The sequence below is a fragment of the Saccharomonospora sp. genome, from assembly GCF_027317685.1.
Classification (GTDB): Bacteria; Actinomycetota; Actinomycetes; order Mycobacteriales; family Pseudonocardiaceae; genus Saccharomonospora.
In genome coordinates, this window is record NZ_DAHVQP010000134.1 from 127,926 (window position 1) to 143,662 (window position 15,737).

Below are 15,737 nucleotides of genomic sequence, written 5' to 3' on the forward strand. Positions count from 1 at the left end.
AGTCCGCCCGGTCGTTCACCCCCGGTTCCCGGCTCGCCCGGTCGTTCACTCCGCCGTCGCCTCCGAAGCCCTCGGCTCCCTCTGCCGGACGTGCCAGCGCACGTAGGCGCCCACATACGAGAACACCACGAGCGCCAGCGCGCCGATCCCCACGACGGGAAGCAGCTCGCGGGGGAACAACGTGCCGTAGATGTAGTACTCGTTGAACCCGCCCGGCAAAGGTCCGAGTCCTCGCAGCTCCCGCAGCCGGTCCTCCAACTCCGTCAACGGGCACGACAACGGCAGCACGTTGACCGCCACGCCCCACAGCGCGAAGAAGACGTGCACGAAAATCGACCTCGGCCAGTACCAAGCAAGGAACCCGCCGAGGCCGATGTAGAGCAGAGCCAGGAAATGAATCCCGGTCGTCAGCGCCGTCAGCAACTCCAGCATCGTTCACCTGTCCGTGTCGTTACCCGGGAAAAACAGGGCAACGGTACTCCGAACAGACACCCGATGGACCGGAAATCGACCGACGAATCGGACGAAAGGTCAGGTGAGCCCGAGATCGTCCAGGTCGAGGAGGTACCGGTAGGGCAGACCCCGGGCTTCGATGGCCTCCTTGGCCCCCGTCGCCCTGTCCACCACCGTGGCCACACCGACCACGGTCGCGCCGGCCTCCCGTAGCGCGTCGACGGCGGTGAGCACACTGCCCCCGGTCGTGGAGGTGTCCTCGACCGCGAGTACCCGCTGCCCGGCCACCTCCATGCCCTCGATGCGCCGCTGCATGCCGTGCTCCTTGAATGACTTGCGCACCACGAACGCGTCCAACACGACACCGTCGGCCGCGGCGGAATGCAGCATGGCGGTGGCTACGGGATCGGCGCCGAGGGTCAGCCCACCGACAGCTACGTAGTCCCAGTCAGAGGTGAGCTGACGCAACAACTTGCCGATCAGGGGAGCCGCCCCGTGATGCAGGGTGGCCCGCCGCAAATCGATGTAGTAGTCGGCTTCGGCACCGGAAGCCAAGGTGACCTTGCCGTGCACCACACAGAGCTCAGTGACCAACCGAGCCAATTCGATCTTCGCTGCTCGGTCGAGGGAAGGGGAAGGTGTCGCCACAGAAACCAAGTCTGACACGACCGGCTTCCCGACAAGGGGCCGCCTCAGGTTCGGTCGCCTTCCGCGAACCGCCCGCTGAGCCTGCGCACCAACTCCCTCGGCAGCAACCGCCCGATGGCGACCACGGCCTTGTACCGCTTGCTCGGCACCGAGACGACGCGTCCTCGCCGCAGGTCGGCCAGCGCCTCCTTCACCACTCGTTCCGGGGGCAACCAGAACGCCTTCGGGCCCGATTTCTCCAGCCCCGCGCGGGCGTGGAACTCGGTGTGCGTGAACCCGGGGCACAGCGCCATCACGCGCACGCCCGAGCCGTGCAGCGATGAGGCCAGACCATCGGAGAACGACGTCACCCACGCCTTGGTCGCCGTGTACGTCGAGCCCCGGCCGGAGAAGAACGCGGCCACGCTGGACACGTTGATGATCGCGCCGGAACGTCGCTCACGCATGACCGGCAGCGCGGCCCTCGTCAACCGCAGCACCGCCGTCACGTTGACGTCGAGCTGGTACTGCAGCTGCTCCACGGAAGCGGTCCACAGTTCACCGCCGAGTCCCAACCCGGCGTTGTTGACCAGCAGGTCCACTCCCGGGTCGGCCAACCGCCGTTCGACCGCCGCCATGCCGTCCCTGTCCGACAGGTCGGCGGGCAGCGTCTCGACGTCCACCCCGTAGCGGGTACGCAGCCGCTCGGCGTGCTCGGCGAGTCTGCCCTCGTTCCGCGCGACCAGCACGAGGTCGTACCGTTCGGCGGCGAGTTCGTCCGCGAACGCCGCCCCGATTCCGGCGGTCGCTCCGGTGATCAGTGCCACTGGCATGTTCCCAAGGTACCGCCCTCACGATCAGTTCACGGGGACAGGCAGTATCTTCGAGCAGGAGTTACCGCGGGCTCACACGACCGGGAAAACGAAGCCACATGGAAAACGGTGCCATCGACTACCTGTCGTTCGTTCGCGGCTTCACGGAGGCCCTGGAGGCCGAAGAAGCCGGTCACTTTGGCGGCTTACCGAGCACCGGTGGCTCCGAATCGGGCGTGGACGCCGCCTCCTACGCCAAGGGCTTCGAAGCGGGCTCCCAACTCGTACCGCACACCTTGATCTACCGGGAATTGTCGATTCAGGACGGAGGCCGGTTCACGGGGACTCTCGACCTCTCCGGCGCCGAGTTCCTCGACGATTCCCCGGAGGACTTCACGAAAGACTCGAACACCGAGACCTTCGAAGGCACAGAGGCGTTCGGAGACGTCACGACCTTCGAGGACACCGAGCCCTTCGAGGACGCCGGACCGTGGCACGCACCCATCGGACAGTCCCGCACGGAGACCGCACCGGTCACCTATCCCGACGAACCGCCGTTCGACGAGCCGGTGCACCTGTCCGGCACCCTCGAACTCGGCTAGGACCCGTCGTCAGTGGACTCGACGACCGACAGGCGCGGGACCGAGTCCTCCTCCTCGTCGAACGGGTCCACGATGTCGGCGATCTCACCGAGGTCGCGCAGCAGACGTTCCAACCGCGACGGGCCCACGTTCGGCGCGACGCTGGCGAGTACCCACTCGTCCTCCAGCCACGCGACACCCACGTCTCCGCCCAGCGAATCGGCGGCGGCCACCAGATCCTGGTCGATGATGGCGCGGGCCGTGGTCAGGTCGTCGGCGAAGGCGTAACGCTGCCCCACCGGCCCCAGCAGCTCCGGCATCTCCGCCCGCTGGAACGGCACACTCGCCAGCCACAGTTCCAACAGAACCGGATGCACCCGATTACAGCGCACTGCGACGATGACCGCCGGGATCACGTTGTCGGCCTCGATGTCGAACACGAACACCGGACGCCGACCGTCGGAGGTGAACGTGGACCCGGCCACGACGTTCACCGCGCTCTGGGCACCGAAGTAGCCGATCGCACCGCCCGTCCACTGACGGGGTAGCCGCTCGTCCTCCTCGACGTACTGCCAGCCGCGTAGCTCGGCCCAGCGTGCTCGCTCTCGATTACGGGAACTCTCCCTGGCTCTGTCCGCGGTGAGCAAGACGAGCCCGGCCACCGCGGCGACGGCGGCGATGACGAACCAGATCCACGCTGGAATACCCACGGCGATACAGGGTAGCCCGCACGGCCCGCCTGCCAAGATCACCGGGCCGTGTCGGGCTTACCCGTTCGAAGCATTCTTCGATCACTCGGCTCGGAAGACCCGCAGCACCTTGGCGGCGGCGTCGGATTCCGGGGCGTCGACCCGCACGGTGTCCCCGTCCTTGATCTCCCCGGCCAGCAGTTTCCTGGCCAGTTCGTCACCGATCGCCGACTGCACCAGCCTGCGCAACGGACGAGCACCGTAGATCGGGTCGTAGCCGTTCATCGCCAGCCACTCGCGAGCCGCCGGCGTGACGTCGAGCGTCAACCTGCGCTGGGACAGCCGCTTCGCCAACCGTCCGACCTGGATGTCCACGATAGCGCCGAGGTGTTCGGTGTCGAGCGCGTGGAACACCACGATGTCGTCGAGCCGGTTGAGGAACTCCGGCTTGAAGTGTTGCTGCACGACCGCCATCACCGAGTCCTTGCGCTGCTGTTCGGACAGCGTGGGATCGGCGATGACCTGCGAGCCGAGGTTGGAGGTGAGCACCAGGATCGTGTTGCGGAAGTCCACCGTACGGCCCTGGCCGTCGGTGAGCCTGCCGTCGTCGAGCACCTGCAACAGCACGTCGAACACATCCGGGTGCGCCTTCTCCACCTCGTCCAGCAGCACCACCGAGTACGGCCGCCTGCGCACCGACTCAGTGAGCTGACCACCCTGGTCGTAGCCGACGTAGCCGGGTGGCGCGCCCACGAGCCTGGCCACCGAGTGCTTCTCGCTGTACTCGCTCATGTCGATGCGCAGCATCGCGCGCTCGTCGTCGAACAGGAACTCGGCCAGCGCCTTCGCCAGCTCGGTCTTGCCGACACCCGTGGGGCCGAGGAACAGGAACGATCCCGTGGGCCGGTCCGGGTCGGAGACCCCGGCGCGGGCCCGCCGCACCGCGTCGGAGACCACCTTCACGGCGTCGTCCTGGCCAACGACCCGATGGGCAAGCTCCTCCTCCATGCGCAGGAGCTTGCCGGTCTCGCCCTCCAGCAGCCGACCGGCCGGGATACCGGTCCACGCGCTCACCACGTCCGCGACGTCGTCAGCGCCGACCTCCTCCTTCAACATCACGTCGGACATGCGGTCGCCGGACGCGTTCGTCTCGGTGGCGCGGGTGGCTTCCTCCAGTTCCTTCTCCAGCGCGGGGATGCGGCCGTACCGCAACTCGGCCGCCCTGCCGAGGTCGGCGTCCCGCTCGGCCCTGTCCGCCTCGCCACGCAGCTGTTCGAGCTGTTCCTTCAGCTCGCGGACACGTTCGATGGCACCCTTCTCGTTCTGCCACCGGGCCGTGAGCGCGTTCAACTCCTCACGCTTCTCGGCCAGCTCGGCGCGCAACGCCTCCAACCGCTCCCGCGAGGCCGGGTCGTTCTCCTTGGACAACGCCATTTCCTCGATCTCCATGCGGCGCACGGCCCGCTCCACCTCGTCGATCTCGACGGGACGCGAGTCGATCTCCATGCGCAGCCGGGAAGCGGCCTCGTCCACCAGGTCGATGGCCTTGTCGGGCAGGAAGCGGGCGGTGATGTAGCGGTCGGACAGCGTCGCCGCCGCCACCAGCGCGGCGTCGGTGATGCGCACACCGTGGTGCACCTCGTACCGCTCCTTGAGCCCGCGCAGGATGCCCACGGCGTCCTCCACCGACGGCTCCCCGACGAACACCTGCTGGAACCGCCGTTCCAGTGCGGCGTCCTTCTCGATGTGTTCGCGGTACTCGTCGAGCGTCGTCGCACCGACCATGCGCAGCTCACCGCGCGCCAGCATCGGCTTGATCATGTTGCCCGCGTCGAGTGAGGAGTCCCCGGCACCGGTCGCACCCGCACCGACGATCGTGTGCAGCTCGTCGATGAACGTGACGACCTGCCCGTCGGAGTCCTTGATCTCCTTCAGCACGGCCTTGAGCCGCTCCTCGAACTCACCGCGGTACTTCGCGCCCGCCACCATCGCCCCGACGTCGAGCGCCACCACACGCTTGCCCCGCAGCGATTCGGGCACGTCACCGGCCACGATGCGCTGCGCGAGCCCCTCCACGATGGCAGTCTTGCCGACACCGGGCTCACCGATGAGCACGGGGTTGTTCTTGGTACGCCGCGACAACACCTGCACGACCCGGCGGATCTCGCTGTCCCTGCCGATCACCGGGTCCAGCTCACCGGCCCGGGCCCGCTCGGTGAGGTCGACGCCGTACTTCTCCAGGGCCTGATACGTGCCTTCGGGGTCCGGTGTGGTGACCCGCGCCGAGCCGCGGACCTTGGTGAACGCCTCCCGCAGCGCCTCCGGAGTGGCTCCCTGCCGCTTGAGCAGGTTCGAGACCGGGCCGCCCTCGGCGGCCAGTCCGACGAGGACGTGCTCGGTGGAGACGTACTCGTCGCCCATCTCCGTCGCCAGCTTCTGGGCGTGGGTCAACGACTTCACCGCGTGCGTGTCGAACTGCGGTGATGAAACGGTGGCTCCCGTGGCCGACGGCAGAGCCGAGATGATCGGCTCCAATTCCTTGCGGACGACGTCGGGATCGGCCCCCGCCGCGGTGAGCAGAGGAGAGGCCAACCCGTCGCCCTGGGACAGCAACGCCCCCAGCAGATGCGCGGGCGAGATCTCCGGGTTGCCCGCCATGGTGGCGGCCTGCGCCGCCGACGAGATCGCCTGCTGCGTTTTCGTGGTCGGATTGAAAGCGTCCATCCCTCACCTTCCGCCGCACTCGAAGACCCTCTTCGATATGGATAACGTCAGAAAAGTTGAGCGTGTTCCACTCAATTTCGGCGCGGCCGGGTGATCTGACGACTACGAGGACAAACAGCGTAAAGTGACACTCGTCACGGTCACCTTCCCGGAGTCGGATGCCGAGTCACGCCCGCCGTCCTCACCGGTCCGGCCGTCCGCGAGGACGCAAGATTTTCGGAAGCTCCGAAGGGCCGACCCGGCGAAGAACTCCGCGAAGAAACTCCGCCGCGAAGCGACGCGGCGCGAGTGCCGCCGACCGGGACACACCTCCGAAGGCCACCCACCCGAGAACGAACCCGAGGTCGCTTCCCGTTTCCACACCTCTTCCGTACCGCCCACGATCTATCGTGCATACATCGGTCGACGACTCACTCAGGACGATCACTTCAGGACAAGGGAGCCAAGGTGTTGCGTGGCAGTGCGTGCTACCTGCGTTCAGCGCGGACAAAGCGCGTTCAGCGCGGACAGCGCGGACTCTGTGAGCACTGTGAGGCGGGCTGATGACGGAGACGAGGATCAGCCCGATCCCCCTGCTCGCCCCGCCCCGGGAGACGCCACCGGCCGTCAACGCTTTGGTGGAACACATCGAGAACAGTTGGCGACTCGCCCGACCCTACGCCGACGAGATCACGCAGCAGTTCTACCAGCTGCTGTTCACACTCGCACCGTCGGCACGGGACTTCTTCCCGGTGACCCTCCAGGCGGAGAACGGGCGCGTGGTCCGCGCCCTGATCCGCGTGCTGCGGCTGGTGAACCGGCCCGACGACCTGGTTCCCGTGCTCAGACAACTCGGCCGGGACCACCGCAAGTTCGGCCTCCAAGCGGCCCACTACGAGGCTGTGGGCACCGCTTTGCTCGGCTCACTCAAGTACTGCCTCGGACCCGCGTGGACGCCCGAAGTGGAGCGTGCGTGGGCGGAGGCGTACACACTCGTGGCCCGGGCGATGCAGGAAGCCGCGGAGGAAGCCGACGCCGAAGCCGTCGAACCGCCGTACTGGGTCGGCACGGTCACCGAACACCACAGGCTCAGCTGGGACCTGGCGCTGGTGCGGGTGGAACCGGACGAGAAGATCCCGTACCGTGCCGGGCAGTACCTCAGCGTCGCCGTGCCCCAGCGGCCACGGCTGTGGCGGGACCTGTCACCGGCCAACGCCCCGAGACCCGACGGCTCGCTGGAGTTCCACGTCCGCGCCATCGACGGAGGCTGGGTGTCCCGGGCCATCGTCGGCCACACGCAACCCGGTGACGTGTGGACGTTCGGCGCGCCGATGGGACGACTCGGCGTGGACAGGGAATCGGGACGACCGGTGCTGATGATCGCGGGCGGCACCGGCGTGGCCCCCCTACAGGCCATTGTGGACGATTTGGGGCGGTGGGTGGACAACCCCGAAGTCACATTTTTCTACGGCGCCCGCTATTGGGACGACCTCTACGCGCTCGACCAGCTGCGGTCGTTCGCCGCCGCCAATCCGTGGCTGACGGTGTGGCCGGTGGTCGAGGACGCGGGATCCGTGCCCGGCGTCGAGGGGGGCACGCTCGCCCAGGCCGTGACGCGCTGGGGAGCCTGGGAGGAACACGACATCCTGGTGTCCGGTCCTCCCGCCATGATCGAGGAGACCGTGGCCGCCCTCGTACACGTGGGTGTCCACCCGAGCCAGATCAGCTACGACCCGTTCCTGGCGGCGTAGCCACCGACGCGGCGGCTCGTCACTGCGACGAGCCGCTCCCGCGAAGTCGACTCCGTCAACGTCGCCGGCTGGGGCGCCACACCACCAGGGCGTTCTGGCTGCGGACGGGGACGAGCTCCTTGCGGTAGGACGCGTGCACAGCGGCGGCGGCCTGTTCCGCCGCCGCGTACGCCGCGGCGAGTTCCTCGGTCAGCTCGTCCACCCGCTGCTGCAGCTCACCGACCTGGTTCTCTAGCTCGATGATCCGCTTGATACCGGCGAGGTTGACGCCCTCCTCCTGCGACAACCGCTGCACTTCGCGCAACTGCGCGATGTCACGCATGGAGTAGCGCCGTCCACCGCCGGGTGTCCGGCCCGGGCTCACCAACCCCTGCCTGTCGTACGACCGCAACGTCTGCGCGTGCAGTCCCGACAACTGCGCCGCCACCGAGATCACGAAGACCGGCGTGTCCTCGTCAGCTCCGTGGGGCAATCCACCAGGTAGACCCGAACCGAACATCGCCAGCCTCACTCCCTGTCTCGCAACAGCGCGGTGATCTCCGGTCGCGGATCGTGTGTCGCGACCGAGTCGGCATAGCTTCGTAGTGCCTGTGCGGCCTTGTCGTCCAGTTTAGAAGGCACCGCAACCTGCAGTTTGACGAGAAGATCGCCCTGCGTGCCGTCCCGTTTGGTGATGCCCTTGCCGCGCACGCGCAGCACCCGGCCGTTCGCCGTGCCGGGCGGGATCTTCACCGTCACCTTGTCCTCCAGCGTCGGCACCGTGACCGTCGCGCCCAACGCGAGTTCGGAGAACTCCACCGGCAACGTGATGGTCAGGTCGTTGCCGGAACGACCGAACACCGGATGCGGGTTGACATGTACCCGGACGTACAGGTCGCCCGCGGGCGCGCCGCCTCGGCCGGGCTCGCCCTGTCCGGCCAACCTGATGCGCTGGTTGTCGTCCACCCCAGCGGGAATACGCACCGTGAGTGTCCTCGTGCGCGTGCTGATGCCCTCACCGGCGCACTCCGGACACGGGTCGTCGATCCGGGTCCCCTGACCGCGGCAGTCACGGCACGGTTCCGAGAACGCGAATGCGCCCTGGCTGCGGTTCACCAGACCGATACCGGCGCACGTCGGACACGTGCGTGGCTGCGTTCCCGGCCGAGCGCCGTTACCACCGCACGTGCCGCAGGTGGCGGGACTCGACAAGCGCAGCGGCAACGTCGCGCCCCGGACGGCCTCGACGAAGTCGATGCGGACGTCGGTCTCCACATCGGCTCCCCGCTGCCCCCGCGCGGTCGACGTCGCACCCCCCCGGCGCCCGAACAGATTGCCGAGCATGTCCCCGAGACCGCCGAAACCGCCGCCCGGCGTCTGACCGAAGATGTCGCTGAAGTCGAAGCCGCCTGCTCCACCGGCTCCACCGCCCCCGGGGAAGTTGAAGCCACCAGGACCCCCGGAGCCGAACAGCCTGCGTGTCTCGTCGTACTCCTTGCGTTTCTCCGGGTCCGACAACACGACGTAGGCCTCGGAGACGGCCTTGAACTTCCTCTCGGCCTCGGCGTTACCCGGGTTGGCGTCCGGGTGGTTCTCCCTGGCAAGTTTGCGGTATGCCTTCTTGATCTCTTCGGCGGAGGCGTCGGGGGAGACGCCCAACTCGCGGTAGTAATCCTTCTCGATCCATTCCCTAGCGCTCATCGGGCGTCCCCTCCTCTCCTCGACTCGTCAGCGCGTGTTCTCATCGGCGTCGACCGACGTTCCGCCATCTCCGGGCGGATCGACCGACTCCCCGGCCTCGCCGGTATCGCCCTCATCGGACGCAGCGGCCGACTCCGACGCGGCCGCCGGCTCGTGGTCGGTGACCCCCACGAGCGCGGCACGCAGCACACGCTCGCCGAACCGGTAGCCGCGACGCAACACCGTGGTGACGGTGGGCCCGTCCACGTCGGGCGAGGTGCTGTGCTGCACGGCCTCGTGCACGCTCGGGTCGAAGGGGTCCCCCTCCTTGCCGAACGGTTCGAGCCCCGTCTTCTCCAGCACCCCCACCAACTTGTCGGCCACGGCCTTGAACGCGCCGGTGAGGTCGCCGTGCGCCTCGGCGCGCTCCAGGTCGTCCAACAGGGGAAGCAGCTCGTTCAGCAGAGCCGCCTTGCCACCGACGGCCATCTCCTCACGTTCGCGGTCGACTCGCCGGCGGTAGTTGGCGTACTCGGCCTGCACCCGCTGCAGATCGGCGGTGCGCTCGTCGAGCTGCTTCTGCAGCTCCTGCACGGCAGCCGCGTTCTCGGCGGAGCCGTCGCCCTCGGTGGATTCAGTGGCCTCAGCGCCTTCGGCTGCGGACGTCGCCCCGGGACCGGAGGTGTCCGCCTGCGAGGCTTCCGCGGCGGGCACCTCCTGGGCCTCTTCCGACTCGCCCGCGGCGCCGTTGCGCTCCTGCCGAAGCTCGCCCGTCTCGGGGTCGATCTTTCGACGATCGCGCACGACCACCGGCTCCTCCTGCCTCTCGTCTCGCTCAGCCTGGTGCTCGGTCACTTCTTGTCGTCCTCGTCAACGATCTCGGCATCAACAACGTCGTCGGCCTTGGCCGAGGAGCTGTCGGACGCCGCGCCGCCCTCGGCACCCGTGGCACCCGCAGCGCCCGCGGCACCATCGCCGCCCTGAGCACCCGTGTTGGCGTAGAGGGCGGTGGCCAGCTCCTGGGAAGCCGAGTTCAACTTCTCCATGGCTTCCTTGATCTTGCCGGTGTCGGTGCCCTTCAGCGCCTCGTTGGCCTCGTCGATCGCGGTCTTGACCTTGCCCTTCAGTTCCTCGGGCAGCTTGTCGTCGTTGTCCTTAACGAACTTCTCGGTCTGGTAGACCAGCGTCTCAGCCTGGTTGCGGGTCTCGGCCTCCTCGCGACGCTTGCGGTCCTCCTCCGCGTGCGCCTCGGCGTCCTTGATCATCCGGTCGATGTCCTCCTGCGGCAGCGCGGAGCCACCGGTGATGGTCATCGACTGTTCCTTGTTGGTGCCGAGGTCCTTCGCCGTGACGTGCACGATGCCGTTGGCGTCGATGTCGAAGGTGACCTCGATCTGCGGCACACCACGCGGCGCCGGCGGGATGCCGGTCAGCTCGAACATGCCGAGCTTCTTGTTGTGGGCCGCGATCTCACGCTCACCCTGGAACACCTGGATCTGCACCGACGGCTGGTTGTCCTCCGCCGTGGAGAAGATCTCCGACCGCTTGGTCGGGATGGTGGTGTTGCGCTCGATGAGCTTGGTGAACACACCGCCCTTGGTCTCGATGCCCAGCGACAGCGGCGTGACGTCCAGCAGCAGGACGTCCTTCACCTCGCCCTTGAGCACACCGGCCTGCAGCGCGGCGCCGACGGAGACGACCTCGTCCGGGTTGACGCCCTTGTTGGGCTCCTTGCCCCCGGTGAGCTCCTTGACCAGGTCGGTCACCGCGGGCATCCGCGTGGAACCACCCACCAGCACGACGTGGTCGATGTCGGAGACCGAGATACCCGCGTCGCGGACCACGCTGTTGAACGGAGCCTTGGTGCGCTCCAACAGGTCGGAGGTGATCCGCTGGAACTCGGCACGCGTCAGCGTCTCGTCGAGGAACAGCGGGTTCTTGTCCGCGTCGACCGTGATGTAGGGCAGGTTGATGTTCGCCGTGGTGGAGCTGGACAGCTCGATCTTGGCCTTCTCAGCGGCTTCCTTGATCCGCTGGAGCGCCATCTTGTCCTTGGTCAGGTCGATGCCGTGGGAGGCCTTGAACTTCTCCACCAGCCAGTCGACGATGCGCTGGTCCCAGTCGTCACCGCCGAGGTGGTTGTCACCGCTGGTGGCCCGCACCTCGACGACGCCCTCACCGATCTCCAGCAGCGAGACGTCGAACGTACCGACACCGAGGTCGAAGACCAGGATGGTCTGTTCCTTCTCACCCTTGTCGAGGCCGTAGGCCAGCGCGGCGGCCGTGGGCTCGTTGACGATCCGGAGCACGTTCAGCCCCGCGATCTGACCGGCCTCCTTGGTGGCCTGCCGCTGCGCGTCCTCGAAGTAGGCCGGGACCGTGATGACCGCGTCGGTGACTTCCTCACCGAGGTACTCCTCGGCGTCACGCTTCAGCTTCATCAGCACACGGGCGCTGATCTCCTGCGGCGTGTACTTCTTGCCGTCGATGTCATCGGTCTTCCAGTCGCTGCCCATGTGCCGCTTGACCGAACGGATGGTGCGGTCGACGTTGGTGACAGCCTGGTTCTTGGCGGGCTGTCCCGTCAGCACCTCACCGTTTTTGGCGAAAGCGACGACGGACGGGGTGGTCCGGGAGCCTTCCGAGTTGGCGATGACCGTCGGCTCGCCACCCTCCAGCACAGCGACGACCGAGTTGGTCGTACCAAGGTCGATGCCGACTGCACGCGCCATGTTGTCTATCCCTCCTGCTTACCTGCCTTGTGACTGGCCGGGGATTCGGCTCCCGCCAGCAAGTGCCTTCATGCCTGTGTCGGGCGGGGCAGTTCTCGCCCCTCACCCAAACTTGAGTGGCTCTCACTCAAGTTTTATCCGGACACGGCCTCGGCCGTCAATCCAGACTTGAGCGTATCTCACTCAAGGTTTCTGCCAGTGCTAACGAAAACCCCCTGCCCGATGTTCCCGATCACGGGAAAACCAGACCCGGCGCGGTGGTGCCGCAGGGCCCACCGGTCACGACATCGCCGACAGCGCCGACGGATCGACGGCCGACGGTTTGTGGGTACTCCTCATGCGTGCGACCTTCGGTGCGACTCGCCCGCACTGCCTCACGTTATGGGTCGCAAGCCCGTGCGAACATCGGGGAAACCCCTCAACCTGCCCCTGGGTCGCCCCTTACCCAGAGTCAATAACCTGAAGCCGACCTGAAGCCGATCCGAACCTCGTCGCCACGACACGCGTGGAGAACTGGAGGAAGCACATGACTCAAGCGGGCCGAGCTCCCAACCCCTACGACTCGTTGCCGCCGGTACCGTCGTTCACGCTGCGCAGCAACGACATCGCCGAAGGCGAGACGCTGCCCACCCCCCAGCTCAGCGGCATGATGGGCGCGGGCGGCGAGGACCGTTCCCCACACCTGGCGTGGGAGGGCTTCCCGGAAGGCGCCAAGAGCTTCGCGGTGACCTGCTTCGACCCCGACGCGCCCACCGGCAGCGGCTTCTGGCACTGGGCCGTGTTCAACATCCCCGCGTCGGTCACGGAGCTGCCCACGGGCGCGGGTGACGCGGCCGGGTCCGGACTGCCGGAAGGCGCCAAGACCCTCAAGGGCGACAGCGGCCACGCACAGTACGTCGGAGCCGCCCCGCCCCCGGGACACGGCCCGCACCGCTACATCTTCGCCGTGCACGCCCTCGACGTGGAGTCGCTGGAGGTCGGCGAGGAAGCCACGCCCGCGTTCCTCGGGTTCAACATGTTCGGGCGCACCCTCGCCCGCGCGACACTCACCACGGTCTACGAGAACAAGGGCTGACACTTCTCGATTCGCGGGCGGGACCGGCGCCATCCGGCGCTCGTCGAGAAATTCTCTCCCGGTCCCGCCCGCGGAATCCGTATGCTTAGCGACCTAGCGAGCGGCCTCGTCAGCTGGAGGTAGGTCGGTGAGCAGCACACAGCCCCGCGGGCTGATCGGCTCGGCCAGACGCGCCCTACAAGTCCTGGAGATCGTCGCGAACGAGGGGGACGGTGTCAGCGCCAAGGCCGTCGCGCGCAAAGCCGGGTTCACTCTCTCGACGACCTATCACCTGCTCAACACACTCGTGCACGAGGGCTATCTCGTCCGGCTCGGCCACGGTCGCGGCTTCGGTCTCGGCTACAAGCTCGGCGCCCTCTACCAGTGCCTGTGCGACGAACTCGACGTCGACGAGATGGTGCGGGAGGAACTGGGCGCCCTGCACAGGCAGGCCAGGGCCGCCGCGTACTACACGGTGCTGCGCGAGACCGACGTCGTGGTGGCCGCCGTCGCGGATTCACCACGGTATCCCCGCGCCCACCCGCTCGACTTCGGGTTCCACGAGGCCGCGCACGCCACCGCGTTCGGCAAGGTGCTGCTGGCGGCACTGACCCCCAAACAACGCCGCGACTACCTCACGAGCACGGGCATGCCGAAGTTGACCGAGCGCACACGGGTGCGGATCTCGGATCTGAACCGCGAGCTGAGCCAGGTCAGACGTTCCGGAGTGGCCAGGGACATCGAGGAGTTCCGACCCGAGCTGGCGTGCATATCGGCCCCGGTGCTCGACGCCGACAACCGCGTGACCGCGGCGGTGGCGTTCTCCCTCCCCGTCACCGAGTTCGCCACCAGGTACGCGGAGCTGGAACGGCATGTCCGCGCGGGGGCCGCTCGCCTGTCCCGCGTACTCGCGGGCGACGACACGTTGGACCCGCCCTGGATCAGCGCGGTTTAAGCAGGTAGTCCACCACGGGCCGCAGTTCCTCGGCCGTGGGCGGCTCGTCATCGATGAGCCCTTGGATGAGCAACCCGTCTATGCCCGCGAGGAACACCCGGAACGCCACCTCGTCGTCGTGCCGCACCATCGAGGTCAGCACGTCGAGCCAACGTCGCGCGGCGGGGCGCAGTTCGGGTCGGCGCGCCGCCAGCAGGTACAGCTCGTACTCGGCCATCGTGCGGCCCCGCTGCGGCCCGGTCGCCTCGGCGAGCAGGTTGGCGACCTCCTCGGCCCCTCTGCTGCCGCGTGACCGCGCCCTGTCGATCATCCAGTAGACCTCGGTGGCCATGTCGCGGGCGCAGCTGATGAGCGTGGCAATCAACAGGTCGTCGAGCGACGAGAAGTGGTAGGTGGTCGACGTCGTCGGGACACCGGCCTCCTTGGCCACCGTGCGGTGGGTGACGCCCGCGACCCCGTCGCGTTCGATGACCCGCAGTGTGGCCTCGATGATCTCCTGGCGACGCTTCTCCCCCCTGGCCTTACGCCCGTCGACGCGCTGCCTCAATGTTCGCCTCCCAGTTCCAGCAGGATGACTCCACTGATAACGAGGATGAGCCCGATGATCATGGTCGGATTCATTCGTTCGCCGAGGAACAAAGCTCCGATCACGGCCACCAGCGCGACCCCGGCGGCCGACCACATGGCGTAGAGGACGCCGACCGGCATTCCCAGGCTCAGAATGCGTGACATCAGATAGAAGGCCGTCCCGTAGCTGACGACGACCACGGCCGAGGGCAGCAGTTTGGTGAATCCGTCGGTGTATTTCAGCGACACCGTGCCGGTCACCTCGGCGGCGATCGCGGCTGCCAGCAGGACGTAGGCATTCATGGCTGATACAATACCTGAACGAACGTCCCAGTACTTTTAGAGTCGTGCACCACATCTGTGGGACGGGGGGAAGGTCAATAGATTACTCATCAGTACGGAAGAATTAGCCTTTCTCGAACCCACCGCGAAGTTCCCGACCTCGAAAGGCCCCGAACATGGGTGCACTACAGATCACGATGGGCGTGATCGGCGTTGTTGTCAGCGTCGTCGCCTGGTACGTGTTCATCGCCGGCGTAGTCCGCCAGGTCCGCATCATTCGACTCGGCCAGCCGGACTCCACCCGCAACGGACCGTTCTGGCCCCGGATGCGCACCCTGATCAAAGAATTCGCGGCCCACACCCGCATGAACAAGTTCCGCCACGTCGGACCGTGGCACTGGCTGATCATGTGGGGCTTCCTGTTGGGCTCGCTCGCCCTGTTCGAAGCCTACGGAGAAGTCTTCGTCCCACACTTCGCCTGGCCGATCATCGGGCACTGGGCGCCGTGGCAGCTGTTGCTCGAACTGCTGGGCCTCGGCACCGTGCTGGGCGGTATCGCACTGGCGATCATCCGCCAGCTCAACCACCCCCGTCGTGCCGACCGCCAGTCCCGGTTCGCCGGCTCCAACTTCGCGCAGGCCTACTTCGTCGAGGCCGTGGTGGTCATCGAGGGCCTCGGCATCCTCGGGGTCAAGGCGTTCAAGATCTCCAGCGGCATCGAGGACCCCGCTCTGTGGAGCAGCTTCGTCACCAAGCCGCTGGCCACCCTGCTGCCCACCAGCACCGCCGCCGTGTCGGTGATGGCGCTGATCAAGCTGCTGTCCGGCATGATCTGGCTGCTGGTCGTCGGCCGCACCCTCACCATGGGCATC

Annotated in this window: 15 protein-coding genes and 1 pseudogene; 5 read left to right on the forward strand and 11 right to left on the reverse strand. The window is 67.3% G+C overall.

Going from position 1 to position 15,737, the window contains the following annotated elements:
- Positions 1–45: 45 nt before the first annotated feature.
- The 3 genes from M7H19_RS16765 to M7H19_RS16775 all read right to left on the reverse strand — a co-directional run bounded on the left by M7H19_RS16765 (position 46) and on the right by M7H19_RS16775 (position 1,913).
- Complete coding sequence (locus M7H19_RS16765) at positions 46–432, reverse strand: DUF2784 domain-containing protein (RefSeq protein WP_298182510.1); 387 nt, start codon at positions 430–432, stop codon at positions 46–48.
- A 99-nt stretch (positions 433–531) separates the two neighbouring features.
- A complete protein-coding gene (gene pyrE / locus M7H19_RS16770) occupies positions 532–1,119 on the reverse strand; it encodes an orotate phosphoribosyltransferase (RefSeq protein WP_298182512.1) in 588 nt (195 codons plus the stop codon).
- Between the two features lie 26 nt (positions 1,120–1,145).
- On the reverse strand, positions 1,146–1,913 hold the full coding sequence (locus M7H19_RS16775) for an SDR family oxidoreductase (protein WP_298182514.1): 768 nt from the start codon (positions 1,911–1,913) through the stop codon (positions 1,146–1,148).
- A gap of 98 nt (positions 1,914–2,011) precedes the next feature.
- On the opposite strand from M7H19_RS16775, the gene M7H19_RS16780 reads away from it, so the two are divergent.
- Positions 2,012–2,494, forward strand: a complete 483-nt coding sequence (locus M7H19_RS16780; protein ID WP_298182516.1) for a hypothetical protein — start codon at positions 2,012–2,014, stop codon at positions 2,492–2,494.
- On the opposite strand, the gene M7H19_RS16785 is transcribed toward M7H19_RS16780, so the two are convergent.
- Together M7H19_RS16785 and clpB are read right to left on the reverse strand one after the other, a co-directional pair.
- The gene (locus M7H19_RS16785; RefSeq protein WP_298182520.1) at positions 2,491–3,183 is read right to left on the reverse strand and encodes a hypothetical protein; all 693 of its coding nucleotides are present in this window, start codon (positions 3,181–3,183) and stop codon (positions 2,491–2,493) included. The two genes, M7H19_RS16780 and M7H19_RS16785, sit on opposite strands and share 4 nt — an antisense overlap.
- 81 nt (positions 3,184–3,264) lie before the next feature.
- Positions 3,265–5,886, reverse strand: coding sequence for an ATP-dependent chaperone ClpB (clpB, locus tag M7H19_RS16790; RefSeq protein ID WP_298182522.1), 2,622 nt, complete (start codon positions 5,884–5,886; stop codon positions 3,265–3,267).
- Between the two features lie 542 nt (positions 5,887–6,428).
- On the opposite strand from clpB, the gene M7H19_RS16795 reads away from it, so the two are divergent.
- The gene (locus M7H19_RS16795; RefSeq protein WP_298182524.1) at positions 6,429–7,616 is read left to right on the forward strand and encodes an FAD-binding oxidoreductase; all 1,188 of its coding nucleotides are present in this window, start codon (positions 6,429–6,431) and stop codon (positions 7,614–7,616) included.
- Positions 7,617–7,671: 55 nt separating this feature from the next.
- Here the strand turns inward: M7H19_RS16795 and M7H19_RS16800 are convergent, their stop codons facing one another.
- From M7H19_RS16800 to dnaK, 4 genes are read right to left on the reverse strand one after another with little or no spacing between them, the layout of a single operon-like run.
- A complete protein-coding gene (locus M7H19_RS16800) occupies positions 7,672–8,115 on the reverse strand; it encodes a helix-turn-helix transcriptional regulator (RefSeq protein WP_298182526.1) in 444 nt (147 codons plus the stop codon).
- A gap of 8 nt (positions 8,116–8,123) precedes the next feature.
- On the reverse strand, positions 8,124–9,296 hold the full coding sequence (gene dnaJ / locus M7H19_RS16805; protein WP_298182528.1) for a molecular chaperone DnaJ: 1,173 nt from the start codon (positions 9,294–9,296) through the stop codon (positions 8,124–8,126).
- Between the two features lie 27 nt (positions 9,297–9,323).
- Positions 9,324–10,130 carry a nucleotide exchange factor GrpE gene (gene grpE / locus M7H19_RS16810; protein ID WP_298182530.1) on the reverse strand — a complete coding sequence of 269 codons (807 nt, stop codon included), beginning with the start codon at positions 10,128–10,130 and terminating at the stop codon, positions 9,324–9,326.
- Complete coding sequence (dnaK, locus tag M7H19_RS16815) at positions 10,127–12,007, reverse strand: molecular chaperone DnaK (RefSeq protein ID WP_298182532.1); 1,881 nt, start codon at positions 12,005–12,007, stop codon at positions 10,127–10,129. Before dnaK ends, grpE begins: the two co-directional genes overlap by 4 nt.
- A gap of 526 nt (positions 12,008–12,533) precedes the next feature.
- Between dnaK and M7H19_RS16820 the strand changes: the two genes are divergently transcribed.
- A complete protein-coding gene (locus M7H19_RS16820; protein ID WP_298182534.1) occupies positions 12,534–13,082 on the forward strand; it encodes a YbhB/YbcL family Raf kinase inhibitor-like protein in 549 nt (182 codons plus the stop codon).
- A 127-nt stretch (positions 13,083–13,209) separates the two neighbouring features.
- Entirely contained in the window at positions 13,210–14,016 is an 807-nt protein-coding gene (locus M7H19_RS16825) for an IclR family transcriptional regulator (protein ID WP_298182536.1), read from the forward strand.
- Here the strand turns inward: M7H19_RS16825 and M7H19_RS16830 are convergent.
- Both M7H19_RS16830 and M7H19_RS16835 read right to left on the reverse strand, forming a co-directional pair.
- Positions 14,003–14,563 (reverse strand): TetR family transcriptional regulator, encoded by a 561-nt coding sequence (locus M7H19_RS16830; RefSeq protein ID WP_298182538.1) that lies wholly within the window; start codon positions 14,561–14,563, stop codon positions 14,003–14,005. The genes M7H19_RS16825 and M7H19_RS16830 overlap by 14 nt on opposite strands.
- On the reverse strand, positions 14,560–14,886 hold the full coding sequence (locus M7H19_RS16835) for a multidrug efflux SMR transporter (protein ID WP_298182540.1): 327 nt from the start codon (positions 14,884–14,886) through the stop codon (positions 14,560–14,562). Before M7H19_RS16835 ends, M7H19_RS16830 begins: the two co-directional genes overlap by 4 nt.
- 155 nt (positions 14,887–15,041) lie before the next feature.
- On the opposite strand from M7H19_RS16835, the pseudogene M7H19_RS16840 reads away from it, so the two are divergent.
- Positions 15,042–15,737 (forward strand): annotated as a pseudogene (locus M7H19_RS16840) (Fe-S oxidoreductase); the annotation flags it as partial.

Bases quoted from the DNA above. Each gene is read 5' to 3' on its own strand.
- M7H19_RS16765 (WP_298182510.1), bottom strand. From the start codon at position 432: ATGCTGGAGTTGCTGACGGCGCTGACGACCGGGATTCATTTCCTGGCT.
- M7H19_RS16775 (WP_298182514.1), bottom strand. From the start codon at position 1,913: ATGCCAGTGGCACTGATCACCGGAGCGACCGCCGGAATCGGGGCGGCG.
- M7H19_RS16780 (WP_298182516.1), top strand. From the start codon at position 2,012: ATGGAAAACGGTGCCATCGACTACCTGTCGTTCGTTCGCGGCTTCACG.
- clpB (WP_298182522.1), bottom strand. From the start codon at position 5,886: ATGGACGCTTTCAATCCGACCACGAAAACGCAGCAGGCGATCTCGTCG.
- M7H19_RS16795 (WP_298182524.1), top strand. From the start codon at position 6,429: ATGACGGAGACGAGGATCAGCCCGATCCCCCTGCTCGCCCCGCCCCGG.
- M7H19_RS16800 (WP_298182526.1), bottom strand. From the start codon at position 8,115: ATGTTCGGTTCGGGTCTACCTGGTGGATTGCCCCACGGAGCTGACGAG.
- dnaJ (WP_298182528.1), bottom strand. From the start codon at position 9,296: ATGAGCGCTAGGGAATGGATCGAGAAGGATTACTACCGCGAGTTGGGC.
- dnaK (WP_298182532.1), bottom strand. From the start codon at position 12,007: ATGGCGCGTGCAGTCGGCATCGACCTTGGTACGACCAACTCGGTCGTC.
- M7H19_RS16820 (WP_298182534.1), top strand. From the start codon at position 12,534: ATGACTCAAGCGGGCCGAGCTCCCAACCCCTACGACTCGTTGCCGCCG.
- M7H19_RS16835 (WP_298182540.1), bottom strand. From the start codon at position 14,886: ATGAATGCCTACGTCCTGCTGGCAGCCGCGATCGCCGCCGAGGTGACC.